At 35.3% G+C, this 22848-nt stretch carries 23 protein-coding genes; 11 read left to right on the forward strand and 12 right to left on the reverse strand.

The annotated features are described in order from the left end of the window. The first annotated feature begins 7 nt into the window (after positions 1-7). The 7 genes from BV902_RS17330 to BV902_RS17355 all read left to right on the forward strand — a co-directional run bounded on the left by BV902_RS17330 (position 8) and on the right by BV902_RS17355 (position 7079). Entirely contained in the window at positions 8-301 is a 294-nt protein-coding gene (locus BV902_RS17330) for a hypothetical protein (RefSeq protein ID WP_075993008.1), read from the forward strand. Positions 302-420: 119 nt separating this feature from the next. Continuing rightward, the gene (locus BV902_RS17335) at positions 421-1713 is read left to right on the forward strand and encodes an ABC-three component system protein (protein WP_075993009.1); all 1293 of its coding nucleotides are present in this window, start codon (positions 421-423) and stop codon (positions 1711-1713) included. Then, positions 1706-2395, forward strand: coding sequence for an ABC-three component system middle component 1 (locus BV902_RS17340; RefSeq protein WP_075993010.1), 690 nt, complete (start codon positions 1706-1708; stop codon positions 2393-2395). The genes BV902_RS17335 and BV902_RS17340 overlap by 8 nt, the downstream gene beginning before the upstream one ends. Continuing rightward, the gene (locus BV902_RS17345; RefSeq protein ID WP_075993011.1) at positions 2376-4676 is read left to right on the forward strand and encodes an AAA family ATPase; all 2301 of its coding nucleotides are present in this window, start codon (positions 2376-2378) and stop codon (positions 4674-4676) included. The genes BV902_RS17340 and BV902_RS17345 overlap by 20 nt, the downstream gene beginning before the upstream one ends. 203 nt (positions 4677-4879) lie before the next feature. Beyond that, positions 4880-5038, forward strand: coding sequence for a hypothetical protein (locus BV902_RS27395; RefSeq protein ID WP_157626121.1), 159 nt, complete (start codon positions 4880-4882; stop codon positions 5036-5038). Between the two features lie 193 nt (positions 5039-5231). Continuing rightward, the gene (locus BV902_RS17350) at positions 5232-5906 is read left to right on the forward strand and encodes a hypothetical protein (RefSeq protein WP_075993012.1); all 675 of its coding nucleotides are present in this window, start codon (positions 5232-5234) and stop codon (positions 5904-5906) included. Positions 5907-6056: 150 nt separating this feature from the next. Then, positions 6057-7079 carry an AAA family ATPase gene (locus tag BV902_RS17355; protein WP_075993013.1) on the forward strand — a complete coding sequence of 341 codons (1023 nt, stop codon included), beginning with the start codon at positions 6057-6059 and terminating at the stop codon, positions 7077-7079. A 36-nt stretch (positions 7080-7115) separates the two neighbouring features. On the opposite strand, the gene BV902_RS17360 is transcribed toward BV902_RS17355, so the two are convergent. The 9 genes from BV902_RS17360 to BV902_RS17400 all read right to left on the reverse strand — a co-directional run bounded on the left by BV902_RS17360 (position 7116) and on the right by BV902_RS17400 (position 14212). Further along, the gene (locus BV902_RS17360; protein WP_075993014.1) at positions 7116-9815 is read right to left on the reverse strand and encodes a S8 family peptidase; all 2700 of its coding nucleotides are present in this window, start codon (positions 9813-9815) and stop codon (positions 7116-7118) included. After that, a complete protein-coding gene (locus BV902_RS17365) occupies positions 9805-10026 on the reverse strand; it encodes a heavy metal-binding domain-containing protein (RefSeq protein ID WP_075993015.1) in 222 nt (73 codons plus the stop codon). The genes BV902_RS17360 and BV902_RS17365 overlap by 11 nt, the downstream gene beginning before the upstream one ends. 363 nt (positions 10027-10389) lie before the next feature. Further along, positions 10390-10668, reverse strand: coding sequence for a DUF6932 family protein (locus BV902_RS17370; protein WP_075993016.1), 279 nt, complete (start codon positions 10666-10668; stop codon positions 10390-10392). Continuing rightward, positions 10665-11318, reverse strand: coding sequence for a hypothetical protein (locus BV902_RS27155; protein ID WP_083663659.1), 654 nt, complete (start codon positions 11316-11318; stop codon positions 10665-10667). The genes BV902_RS17370 and BV902_RS27155 overlap by 4 nt, the downstream gene beginning before the upstream one ends. Before the next feature lie 2 nt (positions 11319-11320). After that, the gene (locus tag BV902_RS17380) at positions 11321-12022 is read right to left on the reverse strand and encodes an HNH endonuclease (RefSeq protein WP_075993017.1); all 702 of its coding nucleotides are present in this window, start codon (positions 12020-12022) and stop codon (positions 11321-11323) included. Positions 12023-12036: 14 nt separating this feature from the next. Further along, on the reverse strand, positions 12037-12207 hold the full coding sequence (locus tag BV902_RS28730) for a heavy metal-binding domain-containing protein (protein ID WP_083663828.1): 171 nt from the start codon (positions 12205-12207) through the stop codon (positions 12037-12039). Between the two features lie 708 nt (positions 12208-12915). Further along, positions 12916-13140: a hypothetical protein gene (locus tag BV902_RS17390; protein WP_075993018.1), complete on the reverse strand. Its 225-nt coding sequence runs from the start codon at positions 13138-13140 to the stop codon at positions 12916-12918. After that, positions 13137-13529 carry a hypothetical protein gene (locus BV902_RS17395; RefSeq protein ID WP_157626123.1) on the reverse strand — a complete coding sequence of 131 codons (393 nt, stop codon included), beginning with the start codon at positions 13527-13529 and terminating at the stop codon, positions 13137-13139. The genes BV902_RS17390 and BV902_RS17395 overlap by 4 nt, the downstream gene beginning before the upstream one ends. A 122-nt stretch (positions 13530-13651) precedes the next feature. Beyond that, the gene (locus BV902_RS17400) at positions 13652-14212 is read right to left on the reverse strand and encodes a hypothetical protein (protein WP_075993020.1); all 561 of its coding nucleotides are present in this window, start codon (positions 14210-14212) and stop codon (positions 13652-13654) included. Between the two features lie 806 nt (positions 14213-15018). Here BV902_RS17400 and BV902_RS17410 point away from each other — a divergent pair. Both BV902_RS17410 and BV902_RS17420 read left to right on the forward strand, forming a co-directional pair. Further along, positions 15019-15339: a DUF3157 family protein gene (locus BV902_RS17410; RefSeq protein WP_157626124.1), complete on the forward strand. Its 321-nt coding sequence runs from the start codon at positions 15019-15021 to the stop codon at positions 15337-15339. A 284-nt stretch (positions 15340-15623) separates the two neighbouring features. Next, positions 15624-16235 (forward strand): DUF4304 domain-containing protein, encoded by a 612-nt coding sequence (locus BV902_RS17420; protein ID WP_075993024.1) that lies wholly within the window; start codon positions 15624-15626, stop codon positions 16233-16235. Positions 16236-16458: 223 nt separating this feature from the next. Here BV902_RS17420 and BV902_RS17425 read toward each other — a convergent pair whose 3' ends face one another. From BV902_RS17425 to BV902_RS17440, 3 genes are all read right to left on the reverse strand, one after another. Next, a complete protein-coding gene (locus BV902_RS17425) occupies positions 16459-16734 on the reverse strand; it encodes a DUF7710 domain-containing protein (protein WP_075993025.1) in 276 nt (91 codons plus the stop codon). A gap of 20 nt (positions 16735-16754) precedes the next feature. Further along, a complete protein-coding gene (locus tag BV902_RS17430; protein WP_075993026.1) occupies positions 16755-17540 on the reverse strand; it encodes a hypothetical protein in 786 nt (261 codons plus the stop codon). Between the two features lie 346 nt (positions 17541-17886). Then, complete coding sequence (locus BV902_RS17440; RefSeq protein WP_157626125.1) at positions 17887-18162, reverse strand: hypothetical protein; 276 nt, start codon at positions 18160-18162, stop codon at positions 17887-17889. A 322-nt stretch (positions 18163-18484) separates the two neighbouring features. Between BV902_RS17440 and BV902_RS17445 the strand changes: the two genes are divergently transcribed. Then, positions 18485-19987 (forward strand): serine hydrolase, encoded by a 1503-nt coding sequence (locus BV902_RS17445; protein ID WP_075993029.1) that lies wholly within the window; start codon positions 18485-18487, stop codon positions 19985-19987. 414 nt (positions 19988-20401) lie between these two features. Next, the gene (locus tag BV902_RS17450; protein ID WP_172840704.1) at positions 20402-22768 is read left to right on the forward strand and encodes an ABC transporter permease; all 2367 of its coding nucleotides are present in this window, start codon (positions 20402-20404) and stop codon (positions 22766-22768) included. Positions 22769-22848 lie beyond the last annotated feature (80 nt).

The raw sequence follows: 22848 nt of genomic DNA on the forward strand, positions 1-22848 counted from the left end.
AAAAAATATGAAACAGATAATTATCGACGCAATTGAACGTCGAAACTTACTAGAATTCTCTTATGATGGACATCAAAGAGTAGTTGAACTACACACTTTTGGAGTTTCTAAGAAAGGGAATGATTCACTTTCGGCTTATCAAATCGAAGGAACAAGTGATAAGGGAGTCGTTCCCGATTGGAAGTTATTTACTACTTCAAAAATAGTAGGGTTGAAAAAATCCGATAAGACGTTTTCTGGCACGAGACATGGTTACCGAAAAGGCGACAGCAGAATGGCTAAAATCTATGCAGAACTTTAGTTAATAATGTAAGACATAATATAAATAATTAGAATAGATTTAAATGCTGTTTGATCCTACCTAACAAAGGTATATCAATATGCGTCTGAGACTAAACAATCTAAAAGCATAATAATGTAATGGCCAAACAACCTTTACCGCATACAGCAATACCAACATGGAGTGGATTCATTTATCAAGGTAGAGTCGCACTTTATCATATCTTGAAACAGATTAATGCCAAAACTGAAAATGAAATAAATGAGTTGGTAGTTCAAATGGATTCCATAGAAGATTTTACCATATTAAAATCACTAGCTACCGGAGGATATATCCCTATTACTATGCACCAAGTTAAGGCTGTAAAAAGCTCGCAATACGCAACTTATAAGGAAGACTTTGAGCAATTAGAAGGTAAATGGACAGCTATTGGATCACAAACTGTTGAAGCTTTTTTTCATATGGCAACTCAAAATGAAAAAACTAAATCCGAAATTGAACTTTTGCATCCCAAAATGAAAATCTATGAATATGAAAATAACGCCGAATCATGTTCTTTAAATGATATTCATGTAAAAATTAAAGAGCAAATTGCTTTAGGGCTTCAAAAGCATAAAATTGTTGGCCATAATAATCCAAACACGGTCCAAATATTAAGCGAAATATTAGAAAAAATCATATCTGATAAGGTAATATATATACACGCCTTAAATCACGGTGGAACTTCCATAAGAAATGCTGCCTATGACAATCCTATTCCTCTAAAAAATTTCTTAGACGCAATGAGAATCGATATAGCTTCGCATGTTCAAGACGAAGTTTATTTTGAGAGCAAGATTAGAAGTAATCTCAATCGATATTATCAGGAGTTTTGCTTGGATTTTGAAGAAGGTCAATTAAGTCCGGAATTAAAAACCAAGATGGATAAGTATTCGATACTTTTCAATTCTTACGCCCCTATCGCTTTCAAAGAATTTCTTCAAAATATAAGACCACATAAGAGTATTTCCTATGAAAACTTACAGCAATACACCGATTTAAGCCTCAACGAAGATGAAATGAAAGATTGTTTCTATCAAATACTAATGAATATTAAAGAGTCTAATGGAGGTGATGGAATTGGTTGGGTTTGTTCCGAAAGCAAACAATATTTCCCAACCTCAATAGACTATTCCAATTCCGAATCAAGTAAGAAAAACGTAAGTGAGCGGATAATTAAAACAGCTCTAAACAAAATGGTAGACGTTCCTTTTAATTCTGATTACTTAATCACTTCAGAATGCAACGTTGACAATTTAGAAGCCTATGCAAACAACGTCAATCATGTCAACCATGTTGATACTGGCGAAGCTGAAAGTGAAACAAAAATCACCCAATGGAAAAAAGTCAGCTTAATTGATTTAGAAACAGCAAAAAAAAAATTAAATGATTAATCTAGTAAATAAGATATTCCAAGCTGCCGAGCTCGAAGAAAAACCTAATACAGATTTCAAAATCTATGTTTTGAAAGAGCAAAAAAATTATTGGGTTATTGCTCAGTACGATGGTGATAACATCAATAATGTGTTAAATGATCAAATAGAGCTATTTGTAAAAACGAAAGAACTCGTTCAAGAATCGACTTTTGATAAAAACGCAAACTTGTTAGTATTGAATAAGGTTTCAAAACTAGAAGATGTTAAATTTGATAATCTGCTACACATTGAAGAGAATCCATATCACTTCAAAAAAAGTATCTTGTATTACACCGATGAAGAAATAAAAAATCTAAATGCTGAAATTGGCGAATCAAATTTACTTAATGCCATTGAAACACTTATTCTGAAAAATGAAATATTTGAACAGCACAAAACGAATTTTGATGCTAACTCATTTGAGTCATTGATTTATCGAATAGCGATTAAAATACCTTTTATTAGAATAGGAATCACTCAAACCAATAACCTTAAATCGCTTGAAGAAATAAACCAAAAATCTGTTGGAAACAATTCACTTGATGAAATTTTGGAGCAGGACTTTTTTAAGCTAAATGATGAAGATTTTAGTGCAATGACCAATGAAACTATTCTTGAAAAATTAAAAGCAATATTACCAAATGAAGATCAACAAAATTAGAATCCAGAATTTTAAGGTATTCGAAGACACCACTATAGATTTTAATTCTTCTGACATTATTGTATTTGACGGCCCGAACGGTTTTGGAAAAACAAGCATTTATGATGCGATAGAATTAGTTTTTACTGGAAGGATAAGAAGATACGAAGACCTTAAGGCAAAACTGATTGACGGAAGACAAGTTTTTTCTGAAAATCCATTTCAACATTCAAACGGAATAGGCAAAGACATTTCGGTTACAATTGAGTTGATTAAAAATGACCAAACCTATATATTGCAGCGTTTTGCAGATGCAACTCACATAGAACCATACATAGATTTTTCCGTATACAAACTATTTACAAAAGATGATTTTTTGTCTGAAAATCGGACACCTGTAGTTGACGAAAATCTATTTCTAACAGACTTACTAGGCAAAAATTACAATTCTAATTTCCAATTTCTTAACTATGTAGAACAAGAGGAATCCCTATTCTTGCTTAAACATGATGATAAAAAAAGAAAAAGTCATATAGGTCACTTATTTGATCTAAAAGAATTTGAACAAAAAATTAAAAGAATTGATGACCTTAAAAAGAGGATTGATGCAATCATTACTATTGAAGATGAAAGTCTCAGAAATTTGGATCAAGAAATAAATCAAATAAAAACAAACATTATTGCGGATGAAACCCCTACTTCTTTTGTAAAGTTATTAGAAAAAAAAGATTTATTCTGGGATCAGGAAGAAATCAATCCGTCAATATTCGACTATTCAGATATTATAAGCGCAGATGGAGTTCTTGATCGACTAAAAGTATTTATTGAACGAAAAAGCCTATTCATTCAACATAGAAAAAATAAAGCTGTTGACTATCTTTTAGAAAATGAAAACCTGGTCAATAACTTTTTTAAATTTCATAATTTTTTATCTAAAAAAGATGAGATAAGAGAGTTACGAAAAAAAGAAACAGATCTGCAAAATACAATAAAGCAACTGGAATCTTTGAGTCATAATAAGGTGGAAGAATCAATAGATTTAAACACTTATTACTTTATTCCAAGTGATTTAAAAACTACTTTTTCTTTAACCCAACAGGCACTTATATTAAGTCATAAAGAACTCTCTGGATTAGATAGAATTTATTCGGACATTTCTAAATCTAGAAATGATTTAATAGAGGAACTTACCGACCTAAGAGAAGCTGGGGTTTCCAACGGAGAATGTGTTTTATGCGGCCATGACTGGAAAAACATTGAAACACTACTGCTTCAAATCGAAACTAAATCCGAGCAAATCAAAGAAATCAATTCCGATAAAAGCAATCGCCTCCAGGAAACGTTTACAGAATTTAAATCTGAAACGATTAAACAAATAATAGAGCTGATAAATATTCACCTTACTTCTCTTAATTACAATAAAGAATTTGCTTCACAGTTACTTGATTTAGAGGATAATTATTTTAATGATCTTATGAAAGTTCTTAGTATTCTTGAAATTGATTATTCAAAATACCTAAGTGACGAAAAAATACTAGATGTAGCCAACAAATTAGAGCTATTCAAGAATGAAATCTCTATTATTAAAGACACGAGTAATGCAGAATTAATAGAAACGTATTTTTTGGAGTATTTCCGAGAATATTTCAATAATAATCTTAATCAAGTAGATTCTGTTACTATTGAACAAATTGAAGCAAAGAAAAAATACCTATCGCACAAATTATCATTAAGTCAAAATCAAATTCTACAAACCAAATCTGCACTATTAATAGAGGCTACCAAAAATAGAGATTCAGCAAAACAAGTTTCTCAAAAACTGAATAAATTAAAAAGCACATATAATTCATCTTTAAAATCTTATCAGAGAAAAATAATAAAAGATATAGAAACAGTATTTCATATCTACTCAGGCAGAATTATGCAATCTTTTCAAGGTGGGATAGGCTTATTTATTTTTTCCGAAAAAGAGGGAATACGTTTCCAAACGGGATCAAAAAAAACCTATGATGCCGTATTCACGATGAGCTCTGGACAATTGTCAGCATTGATTATTGCTTTCACTCTCGCTCTTCATAAAAAGTACTCTCAAAACAAATTAATTTTGATAGATGATCCTGTTCAAACTATGGATGAATTAAATCTTTACGGATTTATTGATTTGCTTAGAAATGAATTTTACGATAATCAAATAATTATGTCTACTCACGAAGACATGATGTCAGCCTTCATGAGATATAAATTTAAAAACTATAATCTCTCCGAAAAACGTATTAATTTAAAGGAACTAGCAACAGGATAATTGCTTTATATATCTTCTCCATGAAAGAAATCGATCTATATTCCGAAGCAAAACCACGCTACTATCAGCTCATCCAAAATCGGGAGGATGGGCTGATACTTCTTGCTTCACATCAAAATATCAAAAGCAGGAATTTACGGAAGACCACATCATAAAAGTCATTAATAAAGTACTTAACGACCTAAGAGGAGTAATTATAATAGATGAAGGCAACCGAAACAACAATATCATCCTACGACTACAAGAATTTTTTCTATGGCGTGACAGGAAAAGAAAAGTATACGGCTTTAAAAACAATGGAGAAGAATTCTGTCAGGGGGTATTTAAACGCCTCTCCGAAAGCTACCACTTCGCCGAAATAGAACGCATTTTTAAATACTTGTTAGATAGACTAAAATCAAGGATTGAAAGAAGTCCAACGAACTATCCATTTGGATTTTCCTAAAAATATATTAAATATGAGTATATATTGCTATCGAGAGGCCTATAATGGTATGCAATCATTCAATAGGGAATTAAGTAAAGATGATTTCTTTGACCGTTAAGATAGAAAAAATGAAAAGCCTACAAGAGTATATTGATTTGTTCAAGCAGATGTTTCCAGAAATGCCGGACGATAGCATTATAGCCAAAGCAACAGATGAGTTTAATCAAATTTCAACGATGAAAGAAGGAGACAACGTTGTCCGATTAGAATACTATGGAGCATTACTCACTGAAAGTGATACGCTGTACATTGGGAAATTATTGAAAAAAGGGAATTTGGAGTTAAATAAATTTGACAAAAATGGCATCCCTAATGCGTCGATTCAAGACTTTACGTTGCAAATGTCTTTGTATCTTCAGGATCCGATAATACAAAATTTAGTTTTAGGCGTATCCGGTGGCGCAATTTGGGACGCATTAAAATTATCTGCAGTATTTATATGGAATACGGTCAAAGAAAGACATTGGAACAGTAAAGAACGGAGGGAAAATCATAATATTAATTTTGGTTTCAAGTACTCCACAAAAAATGGTGATAAGATAAATGTAAATCTAAATGGAGATTTAAGTCCGGAGCTACTTGATAAAGCACTGGATGTACTCCCTACTCTAATCAAAGAATCAAACAAAGTGAACCATCCAATGAACTCAGGTTTCTATTATTTCGATAAAGATCAAAACAAGTGGATTGATCTTGATGTTTTAGAGGAACTTAGGAAACGTCACTACAAAAAGAAGAAATAACATATAGGTCATTTGTTAATATCTCACTTTAGTTAGTTCGTTTATTATCAGCGTTAGTATAACAATATAACACTGTAACAATATATCAATATTTAATATTTGTTATATTTGCATATATACAAATGCATAAGCCATTAAAAGTTTAATACAATGAGTCAACAAGATTATATAAAAGACATTGCACGTTTTGGGTTGGAAAACGACCAGGACAAACTGTTGTCTACGTTGAACGAATTTATTGAACATAACAAGAACACCAAAAAGGTCAATTTTGCTTTGCAGCTTCAATCGCTATTAAAGGATTCTCTACGTAAGCAGAACAATCATTTAATGAAGGTTGGCTCCCCTACGCATTATCAAACGGTACAAGACAGAGAGACTGATGAGTTAATCTTAGAAAAGCTCACTTCAGATTATACACTCAATAATTTGGTACTAACCGAAGATGCTGCAGATAAATTAAATAATTTTTTGGAGGAACATCGTCAAAGTGAGTTATTATCCAAATACAATCTACCGGTCTCTAATAAGCTTTTGTTTTATGGCCCATCGGGATGTGGTAAAACATTAGCTTCTTATGTAATCGCTGGTGAGCTCAACAAATTGATGATCGTTGTCAACCTCGGAGCTATTGTTTCATCAAAATTGGGTGAAACTAGTAAAAATCTTGCCAAGATATTTCGTAAAGCTGCCCAGGAAGACTGTATTATTTTTATCGATGAATTTGACTCTCTTGGTAAAGTACGTGACTACAGCCAAGATCATGGCGAAATGAAGCGGGTAGTTAATACGATATTGCAGTTATTTGATTATCTGCCTCAAAGTAGTATGGTGATCGCAGCTACCAATCAGAAAGATATGCTTGATGAGGCGCTACTTCGTCGATTTGATCTTTCGATTTCATTGGAGTTACCAGAAAAAGAGCAAATAGAAAAGATGATCAATTTGGTACTCAAGGAAGACCAATTTATTTTCGATAAAGAGGTCTCGAAAACTGCGCTAATAGAAAGTGCTAAAGGCCTCTCCTATTACAGTATTCAGAAGACATTGATCAATGCAATAAAACGAAGCTTGTTTGCTATTAAGTCTGTAAAAAACATCAAGCCAAAAATAGATACTCAGATCTGGAAAGATCTATTAGAGCAAGAAAAAAATGCCTTAGCTATTAAATAAGCTAAGGCATTTTTTTATATCAATAATCTCAAGGAATTAAGCTTCCAGATCTGCTTCTTGATCGAGATCAACAATATTATTGTGAAATACCTCTAATGTATTAATCGCCTGTAATTCATCATATAAACTTCGCTCTCGAATCTTTGACTCATCAGCAATACGAATCGCTAGAGAGAATGCGTGAGTAGGAGCTCTTTGTATCCATGCTTGTAGGTCATGATCTAAATTCTCCTTAACGGCACAGCGAATGACGATAGCCAGTTTCTTATCAATCTTCTCAATATCAATCTTTGATAAATTGATACTCATCTGCTGTCTATTAGAAAGCGGTTTATTAACAAGGGGGAAAAAATCTTCCGACCAGGATTGAATGTTCTTCTTCACACCAAGTCGTTGATTTTTGACATCCAATTTTAACTTAGATAACTTTGTTTTTTCAGTGTCCGTTAAATCTCTCCAAGTTTTTATTTCTTCTAATCCTCTAATTTCCTCAGTCCAGTAATCTTCATAATACTGGTGCTCTCTGTCAGATATAATTTCAGCTAAATCATCCAAGGATTCAACAACACTATTGGCAAAGTTGAATGATATATGTAGAGGATTATAATCAACATGATTGCCCCATGCAGGATTGATTTTGAAGCATAATGTGGCTTGAATATCTAAACATTTAGAGGTAGTACTATCTAATAAATAATCGGGTATATTTACCAAAATAACTTTATGATGATCAGTACGGATTTCGTCCTCCACTAACAACGATACTTCTCCATCTGACGAATAAAGGAGTTTATTTATATCAGGCTTTCCAAACCCCACCAAATTGCGATGGATGTCCTCTTTTGAGAGGACTTGTCTAGTGATTTTTGTTTTATCCCCTCCTTTTAATCTCCCAAAAGGAACACCATATTGCATCATAGCCAAAGAGTCTTTTCTTTGGTCAACCAAATCAGTCAAATAAGCATCAGAAAAATTATCAGCGCTATTAATCATCAATGCTTTAACGGACTGTAAACTTATAGATGGATAAATATTCAGCAATTGTACTGCTAAATTTAAAGCTAATGGTGTAGCAAGACTAGTTCCGGCATCAAAACCATAATAATCGGTGCCCATGTCTCCGAAACCTATTACTTGCATTGCCGAATCATCATTAAGTAAATCTCCACCAGGCATGACAATGTCCGGTTTGAAAAGATGTTTATTGGAATAATTATTACTTAATTTCACGCCATTGATTTCCTGCTTGAAATCGTAATGATTTTTTCGTGAGTAATAGGCTGGTAACTGTTTATCATTACTAAGATGGGTATCCGAATCTAGTCGATAGTTGTCAGCTAATGCTCCTACCGAAATATGATTCATGCTTTCGGCAGGTATACATATATTTGTAAATTCACATGAATGCAGATCAGAAGATACACCTGGATTATAAAAGTGATTTGGATAGTTATGCAAATCATGAAAATCACCTTGCATGGCAACTATATCATCATAGTTCATATTTCCTGCTGCAATAAATATCAGAATATCTTCTTCATAAGCAAGTTTATCCAATAAATAAGCGAACAACGAAGGTGATTCGTTGTATGCTTTACCCGGACCACACACAGAAAGATTGAATAATCTAATTCCTCGCTCACGATGCGCAATACGTATAGCTTCAACTATCTTTATAACATCTAGATAACCATCCACCCGTTCTAATATTTTAATGGAATATATTCTAGTATCCGCTATAAGCTCCTGCTCGGTTGAGAAAAATCGGGCTCCTACAGCAGCTAGGCTAGCGACAACTGTACCGTGTTGGTGAACAGCATCTAATGCGTTTTGTGTATTAGTTATATCGGTCCCTCCAACGATGATATCTCTAAGCGGATCTATGGGCCTTATTCCATTATCCAGCACTCCAACAATTGTTTCCTGGTGGTCATCATTTTGAATTCTTAAATCCCAAGTTAATTGGGCTTCATTATATCGATCAGGTCTTATCACCCTATTACGCAAAGAATGTGCCTGGGCAAGTATATCAAACTCCTTTGCGAGTTCCACCACTACATCTCTGTTAGCTCCTTTTATCTGAATCATTTTATCGTAAGGGTCTACATCAAATGAGTCAATATCGCCTAACAAAACTAGGGTATCAAGTTTATTGATTAACTGCTGACGCTGCAATTGATAATTAGCATCAACATATTGGTTATCATTGATAAATTGAAAGACAAGATCTCTTGTACAATGATTACGGATATCATCCGCAGTATGATATTTTACATCAAACAAGGTTGTCATTATTGCATATGCTGTTCCTTGAGGGGGAGTGCGATTTTCGCTAGAGATGTATTGATTAAGCAAGGTGTCAAATCGCTGGAATTTCACCCTATCAACAATAGCAAACAATACAGTTCTATTGAAATCTTTTTGGAATACAGGACTCAACCCAAATTCCCTTAGAAATCGAGTGCGGGTTTTAAACTTGGAGCCATCACTAAAAGGTATTAAAAAACGGATTTCTACTATCTCAATATTTGCGACAACAAGTGCTTTTTGATTCAAACGATCATGTCTATCTAGCTTTAGTTGGATAAACGACGCGTTGAGTTTTTCTTTATGCGCTCGGTATACCTCAGGATCTTTCGCTTGTATTTCGGTATCCGACACATACCGAGATTTGTTGAATCTATTTGCGTATCCAAAAGGATTTCTCAAATAAAGATGTGATAATTTAGCACTCATAAGATAAATAATAATTTGTCACAAAAAATAATTGCTTAAAATAACAATGTAACCCTTTCTTGTAGCTAATCGATCGAACTCCAAAGAAATCTACATAGCTCGCTCCTATATCGCTAAAGATATTGGTGCCGATGACAACATTGGCTGCTATTGGATCATTATAGCGTGAAATTTCCCTCCCTTCGATGGAATTGGTTGTGGTTACTATCATGGCATTATACTTTTCAATCGGGCAAGGTTAATACCCAAGCCTAATATACATTATTTATGCTGAATTAATATGTTTTCAGATATTAACTTTCAAGATTATTACAAACTGTAAGGCTAAGGTATAGGTTTGAAAGCAGGATTGGTTACGGGAAACCGTAGCCGATTTCCACAACGGTTTTAAGAAGACAATAAAATAAAAAAAGGCCTCCCCTATAACCGTTAAGGGAGGCAGTTTTGGCTAGATACTCGCTTTGTTACCTAATTTAAGTCTGGTTTGGGCTTTCATCTATTGTAAATATCGTAAGATTATTTGAGATACGCCAAGGAAGTATTGCCGAGCATACATCCTCGATGTCTCTGATGGCTAAAGTATTTTTAAACATCCCTGTTCAAGAATAAATTTTATTTCATTTTCTTCTTTTTCAGTCAAAAAAAGAAAATGAATTGGTAGATAACTTACTTTTTCAAAAATATTCCTAATAATTTTTGGCTGTTCTTCATTTTCATAAATTATCAAAATATCGATGTCATTTGGGAAAGGTTTATTGGTAATTATTGAACCAAACAAATAGGCCTTAAAACATCCAATAATGTATTTATTCAAAACTAATAAATCAAAAATACCATCGATTTCTTCCCTCATATTTTGTTCAGCCGAACTAATAATTCTCTCCATACACAAATTTCGGCTCCTAATTCTTCGGCTGCCAAATAGGCATTTGCTGTTGGAGTACCATTTGGATTAGTTTTTAAAATAATATCAAATGCTCCATATGCTTCTACAGAATTTCGAACTTCTTCCGCACTTAATTCATATGAGTTTATTAATACAACTTTTAATGATGGGAGACCACCTATTCTATTTACTTTAAATACTCGGTCAAAAATTCTATCCAAACTACGCACCTTATTATGCTTCATTATATTTGTTTCGACCCAATTATACTCCCTTTTCTGAATCAAGGAATAGTTATCTGTATCATAGGTAGAATGAATTTCCCCAATACCACCCCAACCAACATTATTTTTTCTGACCGAGTTAATTGCATCTCCAGTCCATATTGAATTCGATTTCCCAATAATTATATTTGGTTTACTTTTTCCGCTATTAAGAAATAACTGAACATCCATATCTGAAATTAAAGAATTTTCGATTACTCCTACAATTACTAATTTACCATCAGTTGTAATAACTTCAATTAAATTGCTATCTACTGAGGTTACTTTATTTAATTTACTTACCTCTATTGGTTCTTTAATTAGTTTGGTTACAAGCCAATCTCTATAGTTCATACTTAATCGTTTAATATATTATTCATTTCAATAGGATATTGGCTCCCAATATTTGATTTACTGCCTAAATGCCTATCAATTAAATCATCTAAATGTTGCCTAAATTCTTCAACTATAATCAACTCATTATCAAATAACAAATTTGAATTTTGATCTAGGAAAAGTAGAATTTTTTGGCTATTAGGAATAATTTGAGAAACAACTTTCCTTTTCCAAACATTAGCTTCTTCCGCATCAGGAATCTCATGATATGGTAGATTAGGATTTAATGAATTATAAACTGTCCAATTTTGTCGTTGTAATTTCCTTACAAATTTACAAGCCTCCCTACGATTACTGACTTGAGGTATTCCCATTAATAATGTAATTCGACCTGTGTGATTAGCTTTCCATTCCAATAATAATGAAACTGGGAATAGCTCAGGCGCTTTATCAACTTCAGTATGGCAATTTGGACATAACAAAATTAAATTATTATAGTCTGCTTTGATTGAGGGATCTAGTTTCGCATTTGGTCTTGGGCCTGTGGTCGAAGCAGCTATAATATGTGCCATTTCACCAATATTATATTCAATTTCCCCATCTATAGAAAATAAATAACGATCACATTCGGGACGAGAACAATAACCTGCTGAATCCGAAAAAAGTCTCAACTTTGTTTCTGGGCTCGGATTTATCCTACCATATTTACAGCCTTTTTCCATGTTTAAAAATATAATTAATCAATTTCAAAAATCAATTTGTAGAATAATCTAAAGCTAAAGAAATCTACATAGCTCGCTCCTATATCGCTAAAGACAGTGGTGCCGATGACAACATTGGCTGCTATTGGATCATTATAGCGTGAAATCTCCCTCCCTTCGATGGAATTGGTCGTGGTTACTATTATGGCATGCTACTTTTCAATCGGGCAAGGTTAATGCCCAAGCCTAATATACATTATTTATTCTGAATTAATATGTTTACAGCTATTAACTTTCAAGATTATTACAAACTGTAAGGCTAAGGTAATGGTTTGAAAGTAGGTTTGGTTACGGGAAACCGTAGCTGATTTATTCGACCCTGTTAAATAAGACAATAAAATAAAAAAAGCCCCCCTTGTAACCGTTAAGGGAGGCAATTTTGGCTAGATGTCCGCTTGGGCTAGATGTTAACCGGCTTTGGGCATTCATCTACTGTAAAGATCGCGAGATTAGCTGAGATAATTGTTGTTCATTTCTTATAAAATGTTGTTCAAAAATTCCATCCTAATAATAATTCAATTCCAAGAGGCTATTTCACTTCATCAAATATTATTGTCGTTCTCACGAACACTCCAGATCAACCCACTCTTCGATAATGATAACCGTCTTTTATCAAAAAGTTCTTCCATGACCATCTACACCTAATCCGTCAACGTAAAATATTTCTTGGTGATTAGATCATCTATAGTGAGAAATCCGGTAACAGAAAACTTATTGACAGCTAGTACTCCTTGCTCAATAGCTAGAAATAATTCTTTTTAAAACCAAACAGGATTCGATATTGTATTAATAGTACTTTTCAAAAATAGGTTGTAATTAGGAAGCCTTGAGATCCTCCCAGACTCAAGGTTTTTTTATTCCTCATAGCCCAACTCATCAAGGATAATAACCAGTTCATCGGTTGTCAACCAGCTCGTATTGTTACATAGCATTACCCAATCGCCATTGCGAAAATCTACATTCATTATAAAAAATCGATCAATCATAATTTGCAAGGTTCCACCGCCATGCAAAACAGAAACCTCAACCACTTGCTTCTGACCACACACGTCACATTCGAACTTTATATTCTTTTTCATCGAATATCGTCCTTTATCCACTTTAATTCCCCACGTTGTATCATGGCTATATACTTTTGCACGTGATCATCGGTCAATAAGCAATTGTCGTCAAGGTGGTAATTGAACTGCTTAGTGAAGGTGTCATATTGAATACTTCCTACATAAGCATTATTGAGATAAATATGCCAAAGGCTGTATTTCTTGGCCCGAACTTCCACGACCTGGCGTTTTCCATGATGATAAAACAACTCAGGCACATCCATATCAAAGCGAAGTATAAGGGCGTCAATGCACGCTTCCTTGATGTCATCAGCGAGTACACCGAATGCCAATTCCCACACTCCCTGAGATTTCCTGAAAACATAAAAAGCAAGACCATTTTTGTTGTAAAGATGATAATCTTTCATGCCCATGCTTTTATCATGCACGGTAATTTGAGCGTACATTACCCGATTTAAAGTTCATGTTACAGACTCTGAGCTTACAACTGTCAGCCTCACTATTGCCAATACGATGTTGTATGCAGTTTTTATTCTTCAATTAAATCAAAGGAATTTATGATAATGTTTTTAGCTCCAATTTCGTTAATAGTATCCAACAACGCGAAAAATGTTTCGGATGTTGAAGTGCCAAAGTCTACTGCGAAAATCGTTGATTTTTCCGAAATACTCGGAATAGATACATTATGTATAGCCTCAAGCAAATCTAATTCATTAGTAGATTCATCATTGTTCTCTTTCAGAGCTGTAATAGTCCAACTTTTTAACCACTCAAATTCTGCAAATTTTGTATCCAAAATAAATTCAACTCCGTGCCAAAATATAGGATGTAATTCTATATTTAAATTTTTATATGCAAAATTTATAGGCTGATGATTTGAAAATGTATCTGGGTATAATTCTTCGATACCATAATCTCCATCGTTATTTGACAAAAAATCAGGTCTTGTTAAATTAAATAATAAGGTTTCCTCATCAGAACTTAATTTTAGTAATATTTCTTTTACACCATTACCTCTGTTTCCATAAAAGGAAATTAGTTGATTGATGTAAGTATTTCTATGATGATTAATTATTTCTTCAAGAGTCATAATATATAGGGAAGTCTTTTTAAAATAGCATACAACGGTTTGGGCTTTTGTCGTCATTGATTACCTGAACTATTCCATCGTCAAGTCGTCTGTTAAACGTCCTATCGTTTTTCTTAAAGCCGACTGGTTTTAGTTTGGCATAAATATCTTTTTCAACTATATCAAGTTGAGTTTTAAAACCTGTCGGTGTTACTGATTGTTCAGTTTCACTTTTGGATTTGTCCTGTCCTTTAAAAATATCAAATAGTCCCAATTTTATTCTTTCTGTTTGTTACGGAATGTCTGTTTAGTGACCTCTCCACGAATTTAGGATTTAATTCAATTTTTGAAGTATATAATTTACCTTTTGATTCTGGGTTATAAATTCCAAATGTGATTTTTTTTATTTAAAATTCCTTTTTTTTAGAAAATAATCTTCAAATTCTGCTCCCTCGTTAACCGTCGAGGGAGGCCATGTTGGCTAGATGTCCGCTTGGGCTAGATGTTAACCGGCTTTGGGCATTCATCTATTTTAAAGATCGTTAGATTAGTTGAGATAATTGTTGTTAATTTATTAGAAAATGTTGTTTAAATATTCTCCTAATATAATTCAATTCCGAAATGCTATTTCACTTCTTTAGATAGTGTAATTTTTTAGTTAGTGGAGGAAAAACTGTAAATTGACAATGTTAACTTATTTACGAAGTATCTTTTCGGGCTGGAGCTCAATAAGATGCCATTTAAATATGGTAATGATTTAATTTACAATAGCCATTTATTAAAAGGTGCTCGGTTTGAAAATTCGTTAGATATAATACCTTAAAGCTATGATGAAAAAAATACTGTTTATTATTTTACTGTATACAATCTCGTTTCCTGTAATCGCACAAAACAAGTATGCAACAACGACGGATGGAAAAACAGTATTATTAAAAAGCGACGGAACCTGGGAATATGTAAAAGACAAATCTACATCATCAAAAATCAATCAATTTAAAAGTACGAGCTCCTCCCCTTCGCCGCGCAGAACAAATTCTTCTAAAAGTAGTTCTTCTTCGAGAAATTACATCCGTGGCCCTCGTGGAGGTTGTTATTACATCAACTCCAACGGCAACAAAACTTATGTGGATAGAAGCATGTGTAGTTGATTAGGCAAACAGGATCTATGACTATTAGGGCTATTCTCATCATATGCATAAAGATTATTACCTATATTCGGCTGATAAAGAAATTCTGTTTAACATTGAATGGGATAGCTTCTTTCTTTCTCATCGCAACAGATCATAAAAAAATGGATAAGTTTATCGCCAGCCATTTGTTTGAGGGTTTTCTCTGGAATGACAAGACAAACCATTATTGGGAATATACCGTTGAGTAAAATAAAGATTTTAGCCCGAAACATATTCAGTATAATAAAGTACCACAGTCATATATGAAAACAGAAACCCAGGAAAAATTTGACAGAATCATAAAAGAAAGCTTTATTGAAATCTTAAAACCACTTGGTTTTAAAAAGAAGGCCAACAATTTTTATTTGCAGCTTGAGAAAATCGGTCACATCATAAATATTCAAAAAAGTTATTATAGCACTAAAGACGATATCCGTTTCACTATAAACGTTGGAATATTTTCACCTGAGTATTGGTTAGCATGCTTTAACTATCATAACAAAGATGTACCGGCATATCCTTCCGAACCTGAGTGTATGATAAGAGAAAGAATTAGCGGCATGAGAGGCCTACGCGATATTTGGTATAATATAACACCGATGACAGATATTGAAGAACTAATTACCGAAATGAAATACAATATTTCAAGCTTTATTTTACCATTCTTTGAAAAATTAAACACAGTACAAAAGCTTATCAACGAACTCGAAGCTTCTGAAACCTTACTGCACACCGCCGCTAAAATGACGTTTTTCGCAGAGCTAAAGCTCCTGGATAAAGCCAGAGTCGAATACAGGAAAATATCAAAAGAAAATTATAATCGACATCAAATAGCAAGGCTCAAAGAATATGCAGAAAAGCACGGTTTAATTTAATAAAAGGAATTTTTAAAACATATTTGACTTTCGATCAACACGACAGCTTCTCGAACGGAAATTTCACGAGAACAATTCAAATTGATTAAAGACGCATCAAATAGCTTAGGAGAAGAATACGAAATGGTTTTAGCGGACTGGAATAGCTTGCAATTAACCGATTTAAGCAACAGAAATCAGATTGGCAAATACCTTAACGGTTACTGGAAATAGTATTCGAAGATCAATCATCCCTAGTTCCATTTTCATAATGATAATGCTCTTGACTTGCGGAAGTAAATTGTTGGATAAAATTGGGTTCCATTTGAGCTTGTTTTTTCACACTGAAAAAATCATTAAATAATGCCCAGTCGTATACGCCTTCATCAATTGGATATGCTGTTAAAACTCCTGATAACTTATGTTTATCTATCCATATTTCCGCCTTTTCAATTGAAGTAAAAACTCCACTTGAAAACCGCCCCCCCTCTCCATGAAAAACCCAAATTGTATCTAACATATTACTTATTTTTTTAAAAATTACCCTGGAAATCTTGTACGCAGGACAGTCCGACCTGGACTCTTTTCTATCTGCTCGAAATCATCTATTTTTCTACAATTATTGAAAATAACCATTTCGATGTGCTCACATTCGTTTACGTCCTTGACAGATTGTAAGTTTCTGCCGTAGTCGATACGAAATGTTCTTAGATTTTTGAGCTTCTCGATACCTTCCAAATTTTGCACATTAGTATGGTGGACCAATATTTCTTCCACATTGGGAAAAGCATCCACAATCGATTTAAAGGATCTGCTTGTAGGGTTGAAATACCATAATGTAATATGCTTTACCGAATTACTGTGATTTTCGAATTTAATACTCTTATTAAAATCCAAAATATGGACTTCTTCAAGCCTCGCAAATTTACTTAAATCGATGGTTCCCTTTGTCGATTTCCCATTGCAATAGAGTTGTCTTACCTCCAGTACATTCTTAGGCAGCTCAATATCCAATAGGGATTCTGAAAAGCTAATTTTCTGAATCTTAAAATGCTGTAATTGTTCAAACAAAACAGTTTCAAGAGCTTTACCCTTATAACGATCTATTGTTAATATTTTTAAATTTCTATTATTGAAGGGCAACCTTCCATCATACAATTCAGCAAAATACTCATTATAGCCAGGAGGATCATCACGTCGCAGGTACTTTTCAAATTCGTTCCAGTTTTCTGGTTTATAACGTTCCACAATAGCCATTACCTCTTCAAAGGTACTGATTGATAAATACTCTTCTCCTTTAAATTGACAAAGAAATAACTGGTGCATCTTTTACTATAGTATTGGCTCTAAACTTACCAAATTTCAATTGAAATAAATGTGATGGCTAAAATATTTCCGCCATTGTTTTCTCTAGAGCGACCGCCAAAGAAATCGACATAGTTCGCTCCTATATCGCTAAAGACAGTGGTGCCTATGATAACTATAGTTAGAAATACGGTAACAGAATACTTTTTGACAGCTAATACTCCGTGCTCAACAGCTAGAAATAATTTTTTTAAAACCAAACAGGATTCGATATTGTATTAATAATACTTTTCAAAAATAGGTAGTAATTAGGAAGCCTTGAGATCCTCCCAGACTCAAGGTTTTTTTACTCCTTTTATATCCTTTTTCATCGAATATCGTCCTTTATCCACTTTAATTCCCCACGTTGTATCAGGACTATATACTTTTGCACGTGATCATCGGTCAATAAGCAATTATCATCAAGGTGGTAATTGAACTGCTTAGTGAAGGTGTCATACTGAATACTTCCTACATAAGCATTATTGAGATAAATATGCCAAAGGCTGTACTTCTTGGCCCGAACTTCCACTACCTGGCGTTTTCCATGATGATAAAACAACTCTGGCACATCGGTATCAAAGCGAAGATTTCCTGAAAACATAAAAAGCAAGACCATTTTTGTTGTAAAGATGATAATCTGTCATGCCCATGCTTTTATCATGCACGGTAATTTGAGCGTACATTACCCGATTGCGGCAAAAGATTTCTAGCGGTATCATTTTACAATATTAAACAAAAAGGCCTCCTTTGGGGGGTTAACGAGGTAGGCCATATTGGCTAGATGTACGCTTGGGCTCTAAAATTTATGTGCATAGATTTTAAAATATCTATAGAAAATAGCGACAAAATAGGATGCTTAAGAATAGGTTTGGTATACAGTGCAACATTAACCAACTTACTGCGTCTAATAAAAAACGACTAAAATGAAAAATTTTGTACGCATCGCTAGTTTATTGATCCTGGGCTCGATTATCAGTGGATATTCAAAGGCTCAAATGCAGAATATTGTCATGCAAATCGACACTTTTTTAGATAATCTCGATGCCGATCATAACATCAATGGCAATGTCCTGATCGCCGGGGATGGAAAGATACTATATGAAAAAGCTTATGGCATTTCCGATGCTGCAGCTGGTAAAACCAATGAGCTAAATACTCGTTTTGTTCTGGCCTCTGTTTCAAAACCGGTAACAGCGGTCGGAGTCTTCCAACTTATAGAAAAAGGCAAACTATCGCTCGACGGGAAAGTTGCCCAATATCTCAAGGCTTTTCCTTATCCCGAAATTACAGTACGCCATCTATTAGCGCATACCTCAGGCCTACCTAATACCGATGAACTATTTGGTCCACTACTCCAAAAAGATTCATTACGTCAGTACACAAATAAGGATATCATTCCTGCCTTGAAATCCTTTGGCAAATCCCTGCATTTTAATGCGGGCGACAAATTTGAATACAGTAACACCAATTATAGTATTTTAGCATTACTTATAGAACGTAAAAGTGGATTTTCCTTTCGAAATTATATGGAGCAATTCATATTTAGACCAGCGAAAATGTTAAATTCTGAAATCCTGAACGCAGACTTCGATTACGACCCACGTTATGCCCGCAAATATGATAGACCCATACACTATGTAGATACCCTCCGTCCCATCGAATTGGTAAAGCAGTTGAAAAGGTTCACCTTTAATTGGGTAGGTTTTCAGGGCCCTGGCAATATGGCCAGTACGGTGCATGATATGCTGGCATTTGACCAAGCACTTTATAAAGGGAAATTGATTGGCGAACGAAGTATGGAGCAGATGTTCACCCCAAACCGGTTGAACGATGGCAGCATCCCTTATCGCCGATCAGGCATAGACCAGGCCGCTTATGGCCTCGGGTGGTTTATTTTCAAAGATACCAGTGGAGGAAAAGTGGTTTGGCACAGTGGCGGTATACCAGGAATGAATACTTTTATGCTAAGAAACTTAGATAAAAAACAGTTTATCTTTGTAACGGACAATGCCCAAAACCCTCCTATCGCACCCGAACTCTATATCATACTCAGCGGAAAAAAATTTACTAGACCACGTTCGCTTGCAAGGCTGTATGTCCGCGCTTTGGTATCACGGGGAGCTGACTATGCAGCAGCTATGTTAGGCCAGCACCAAACAGATTCACGTTTCTCCTTGAATGAAGGGGAATTGAATTTTTTAGGAATTGAGCTCATGCGTAACGGACAATTGCTGCTAGCTCTTGATGTTTTGAGGACAAATACCATGCTTTTTCCCCGCAGTTTCAACGTTTTTGACAGTTATGCTGAAGCGCTGATGAAAACAGGTAAAAAAGAAGAAGCGATTATGATGTATCGCCGATCATTGGAAATTAATCCTGCCAATGAAAGCGGTAAAAAAGCATTGCAGATATTATTAGGGCAGTAACTGACTGATTTATCCGCTTTCAAGATTGTACATGGTTGAAGCAAAATTGGAAATTGAATTAATAGCACGTTTAACTAAATAATAGGTAGTGTATTCCGATTGATATATATCTTTTGAGCAAGAAAATGTATATAATCAAAAATATTCATTCTACCCGAAACCCATCCGCTGTCCGAATACGAACAACGGGTGTTCAAATACGAACACTTATCGCAATAAAAAACCAATAAAAACATGAATATAAGACACTTATACAATTGGCAACCTTATTGGAACCGTCTAACCGTTGAATGAAGCCTTCTTTAGACCTATCTGAAAATCATTAGGTCTTTCAATCTTATTTTTATTTGGAGGCTGGCGGATTAAAAGCAAAAAACCATGATAAAAAACTACCTAAAAATCGCGTTGCGCAATATGAAAAGAAACAAGGGTTATACATTTTTGAATGTAGCCGGATTAGCCATTGGCATAGCGGCCTGCCTGATCATTTCTTTCTATATTCGGAATGAATTAAGTTACGATGATTATCATACCGAGTCCGATCGGATCTACAGGATTGCCGTGGATATCCAGAGCAGTAAAACCAACCGGATTTTTGCCACTACCTGCGGGCCGCTCGCTCCTGCACTCAAAAAGGATTTTCCCCAAGTGGACGCGGCTGTCCGATTATGGCGGCAGAATAATAAGCTGATAAAATACGGCAAAAAAAATGCTTTCTACGAAGATAACTTCTTCCTGGTCGACCCCTCGATATTTGATGTTTTTACCATTCCATTAAGCAAGGGAACTATGGAAACTGCCTTAAACCGGCCAAACACGTTACTCATTGCTGAAGAAACGGCAAAAAAATACTTTGGGGCGGAAGATCCTATCGGAAAAACCGTGCTTGTCAATGATGAACCGTTTGAGGTTACGGGGGTCATGAAACATTTAGCAGATAACAGCCACATGAAGTTTAACCTCATTACCTCGCTTGCAACGGTTGAAAAGGAAAGCTGGTTTAATGAGGATATCCAGAACTGGCATTCAACCATGTACTACACCTATATCAAGGTTACCCCGAACACCAATATTTCCGATTTTGCAAAAGAAATCGAAACGGCTGCCAATCGTTATGTTGGAGATGTGATAAAAGGATGGGGAACTACTTATCGCTACTTTCTTCAACCCATAAAAAGCATTCACCTCCATTCGGATTTAAGTAATGAAGCCGAAGTACCGGGAAACGCGGCGAATGTGTATATATTTATCGTGGTCGCCGTGCTGATCATACTAATTGCCTCCCTGAACTATATCAACCTTACAACAGCACAATCGTCCAACCGAGCCAAGGAAATCGGGGTCCGCAAAGCGGTGGGCGCGGCTAAAACCAGCATATTTAATCAGTTTTTGGGCGAATCGATATTACTTACTCTATTCGCGCTTATTTCCGCCTTGTTACTTGTCATGGCGATTAAACCCTTATTTGAACACCTGTCCGGTCAGGTCTATCACCTGGGCCAGATTTTCACCTTTCAATTCACAGGGGTATTGCTGGGACTTACCTTGCTGGTTGGGATCTTTGCGGCCATCTATCCGGCATTGTTTTTATCGTCTTTTCGGCCGGTGACGGTACTGAAAGGCAAAATAGATATGGGCAATAAAGGCACCTTGCTGCGACAAATATTGGTTGTGTCTCAGTTCACCATCTCAATAATCCTTATTGTGGGCACGCTTACCGTATACAAACAGTTGAACTATATGAAAGATCAGCGGCTTGGCTTTGACAAGGAGCAGACACTGATTCTGCCCATAAAGGGTGGTGTTTCGATTGCTGACCGGCTGGAGCAGCTCAAGGATGAATTCGGCGGCCATTCTTCGGTGGTCAACGTTGCCGCTTCCTCCAGCATACCCGGAAAAGCTGTAGCTAATTATAGCGCTTCCTTATTGGGCGAAGCGGATGACAAAAGCCAATCGATGTATTACCTGTTTGTGGATGCCGATTTTTTGAATACGTATGGAATTGAAATGATTGCTGGTCGGCCTTTCGATAAACGAATGCAAACTGATGCGGAGACTACATTTTTGATCAATGAGAAAGCCGTAAGTGCATTTGGCTGGGCGTCCCCAGAAGAAGCTATCGGCAAACGGCTGAGCACCGGTTTTCAGGCAATGGGACAGATTATTGGCGTGTATAAAAATTTTAACTACCGCTCCCTCCAAGCGCCCATCGAACCGTTAATCATGGCGGTCGTTCCCTGGCGGTTTAACTATATCAGCCTGAAACTAAATACTGCAAACCTGTCTTCAACGACGGCCTTCGTAGAAAAGAAATGGCATAAACTCTTCCCTCAAAGCCCTTATGAATATTTTTTCCTGGATGAAGAGTTTAACCGTCAATATACTACAGATGAAAAAATGGGGCGAACTTTTTTGGTCTTTACAGGTATCGCTATTTTTATCTCCTGTCTTGGCTTATTTGGCTTAGCTACATTTGTTGCTAAGCAGCGTACTAAGGAAATTGGTATCCGTAAAGTGCTTGGGGCATCGGTTACTGGCATTGTAGAGCTGCTATCGAAAGACTTCATCAAATTAGTATTGCTTGCCTTGGTCATCGCTTCGCCCCTTGCCTGGTGGGCAATTCACCAGTGGCTTCAGGGGTTTGCCTACCGCATCAACATAGAATGGTGGGTATTTTTAGTAGCGGGTTTGGTAGCGGTTTTGATTGCACAATTAACAGTAAGCATCCAAGCCATTAGGGCGGCAGTTGCCAATCCGGTCGACAGTCTACGGGATGAATAGTGGGCGGAATCCAAAATGGATCCCGTAATGGAAGCTATACGATTGAATGGCTACACCTCAATAGGTTAGATGGTGGGTAA

The sequence above is a fragment of the Sphingobacterium sp. B29 genome (assembly GCF_001952815.1).
GTDB classification, from domain to species: domain Bacteria; phylum Bacteroidota; class Bacteroidia; order Sphingobacteriales; family Sphingobacteriaceae; genus Sphingobacterium; species Sphingobacterium siyangense.

Bases quoted from the DNA above. Each gene is read 5' to 3' on its own strand.
- BV902_RS17440 (WP_157626125.1), bottom strand. From the start codon at position 18,162: ATGTTTTCAGGAAATCTTCGCTTTGATACCGATGTGCCAGAGTTGTTT.
- BV902_RS17400 (WP_075993020.1), bottom strand. From the start codon at position 14,212: ATGACTCTTGAAGAAATAATTAATCATCATAGAAATACTTACATCAAT.
- BV902_RS17380 (WP_075993017.1), bottom strand. From the start codon at position 12,022: ATGGAAAAAGGCTGTAAATATGGTAGGATAAATCCGAGCCCAGAAACA.
- BV902_RS17365 (WP_075993015.1), bottom strand. From the start codon at position 10,026: ATGATAGTAACCACAACCAATTCCATCGAAGGGAGGGAAATTTCACGC.
- BV902_RS17370 (WP_075993016.1), bottom strand. From the start codon at position 10,668: ATGAGGGAAGAAATCGATGGTATTTTTGATTTATTAGTTTTGAATAAA.
- BV902_RS17355 (WP_075993013.1), top strand. From the start codon at position 6,057: ATGAGTCAACAAGATTATATAAAAGACATTGCACGTTTTGGGTTGGAA.
- BV902_RS27155 (WP_083663659.1), bottom strand. From the start codon at position 11,318: ATGAACTATAGAGATTGGCTTGTAACCAAACTAATTAAAGAACCAATA.
- BV902_RS17335 (WP_075993009.1), top strand. From the start codon at position 421: ATGGCCAAACAACCTTTACCGCATACAGCAATACCAACATGGAGTGGA.
- BV902_RS17330 (WP_075993008.1), top strand. From the start codon at position 8: ATGAAACAGATAATTATCGACGCAATTGAACGTCGAAACTTACTAGAA.
- BV902_RS17345 (WP_075993011.1), top strand. From the start codon at position 2,376: ATGAAGATCAACAAAATTAGAATCCAGAATTTTAAGGTATTCGAAGAC.
- BV902_RS17430 (WP_075993026.1), bottom strand. From the start codon at position 17,540: ATGCACCAGTTATTTCTTTGTCAATTTAAAGGAGAAGAGTATTTATCA.
- BV902_RS17410 (WP_157626124.1), top strand. From the start codon at position 15,019: ATGATGAAAAAAATACTGTTTATTATTTTACTGTATACAATCTCGTTT.
- BV902_RS17395 (WP_157626123.1), bottom strand. From the start codon at position 13,529: ATGAAAGATTATCATCTTTACAACAAAAATGGTCTTGCTTTTTATGTT.
- BV902_RS17420 (WP_075993024.1), top strand. From the start codon at position 15,624: ATGAAAACAGAAACCCAGGAAAAATTTGACAGAATCATAAAAGAAAGC.
- BV902_RS17350 (WP_075993012.1), top strand. From the start codon at position 5,232: ATGAAAAGCCTACAAGAGTATATTGATTTGTTCAAGCAGATGTTTCCA.
- BV902_RS17445 (WP_075993029.1), top strand. From the start codon at position 18,485: ATGAAAAATTTTGTACGCATCGCTAGTTTATTGATCCTGGGCTCGATT.
- BV902_RS17360 (WP_075993014.1), bottom strand. From the start codon at position 9,815: ATGAGTGCTAAATTATCACATCTTTATTTGAGAAATCCTTTTGGATAC.
- BV902_RS17390 (WP_075993018.1), bottom strand. From the start codon at position 13,140: ATGAAAAAGAATATAAAGTTCGAATGTGACGTGTGTGGTCAGAAGCAA.
- BV902_RS17425 (WP_075993025.1), bottom strand. From the start codon at position 16,734: ATGTTAGATACAATTTGGGTTTTTCATGGAGAGGGGGGGCGGTTTTCA.
- BV902_RS17340 (WP_075993010.1), top strand. From the start codon at position 1,706: ATGATTAATCTAGTAAATAAGATATTCCAAGCTGCCGAGCTCGAAGAA.
- BV902_RS27395 (WP_157626121.1), top strand. From the start codon at position 4,880: ATGAAGGCAACCGAAACAACAATATCATCCTACGACTACAAGAATTTT.
- BV902_RS17450 (WP_172840704.1), top strand. From the start codon at position 20,402: ATGAAAAGAAACAAGGGTTATACATTTTTGAATGTAGCCGGATTAGCC.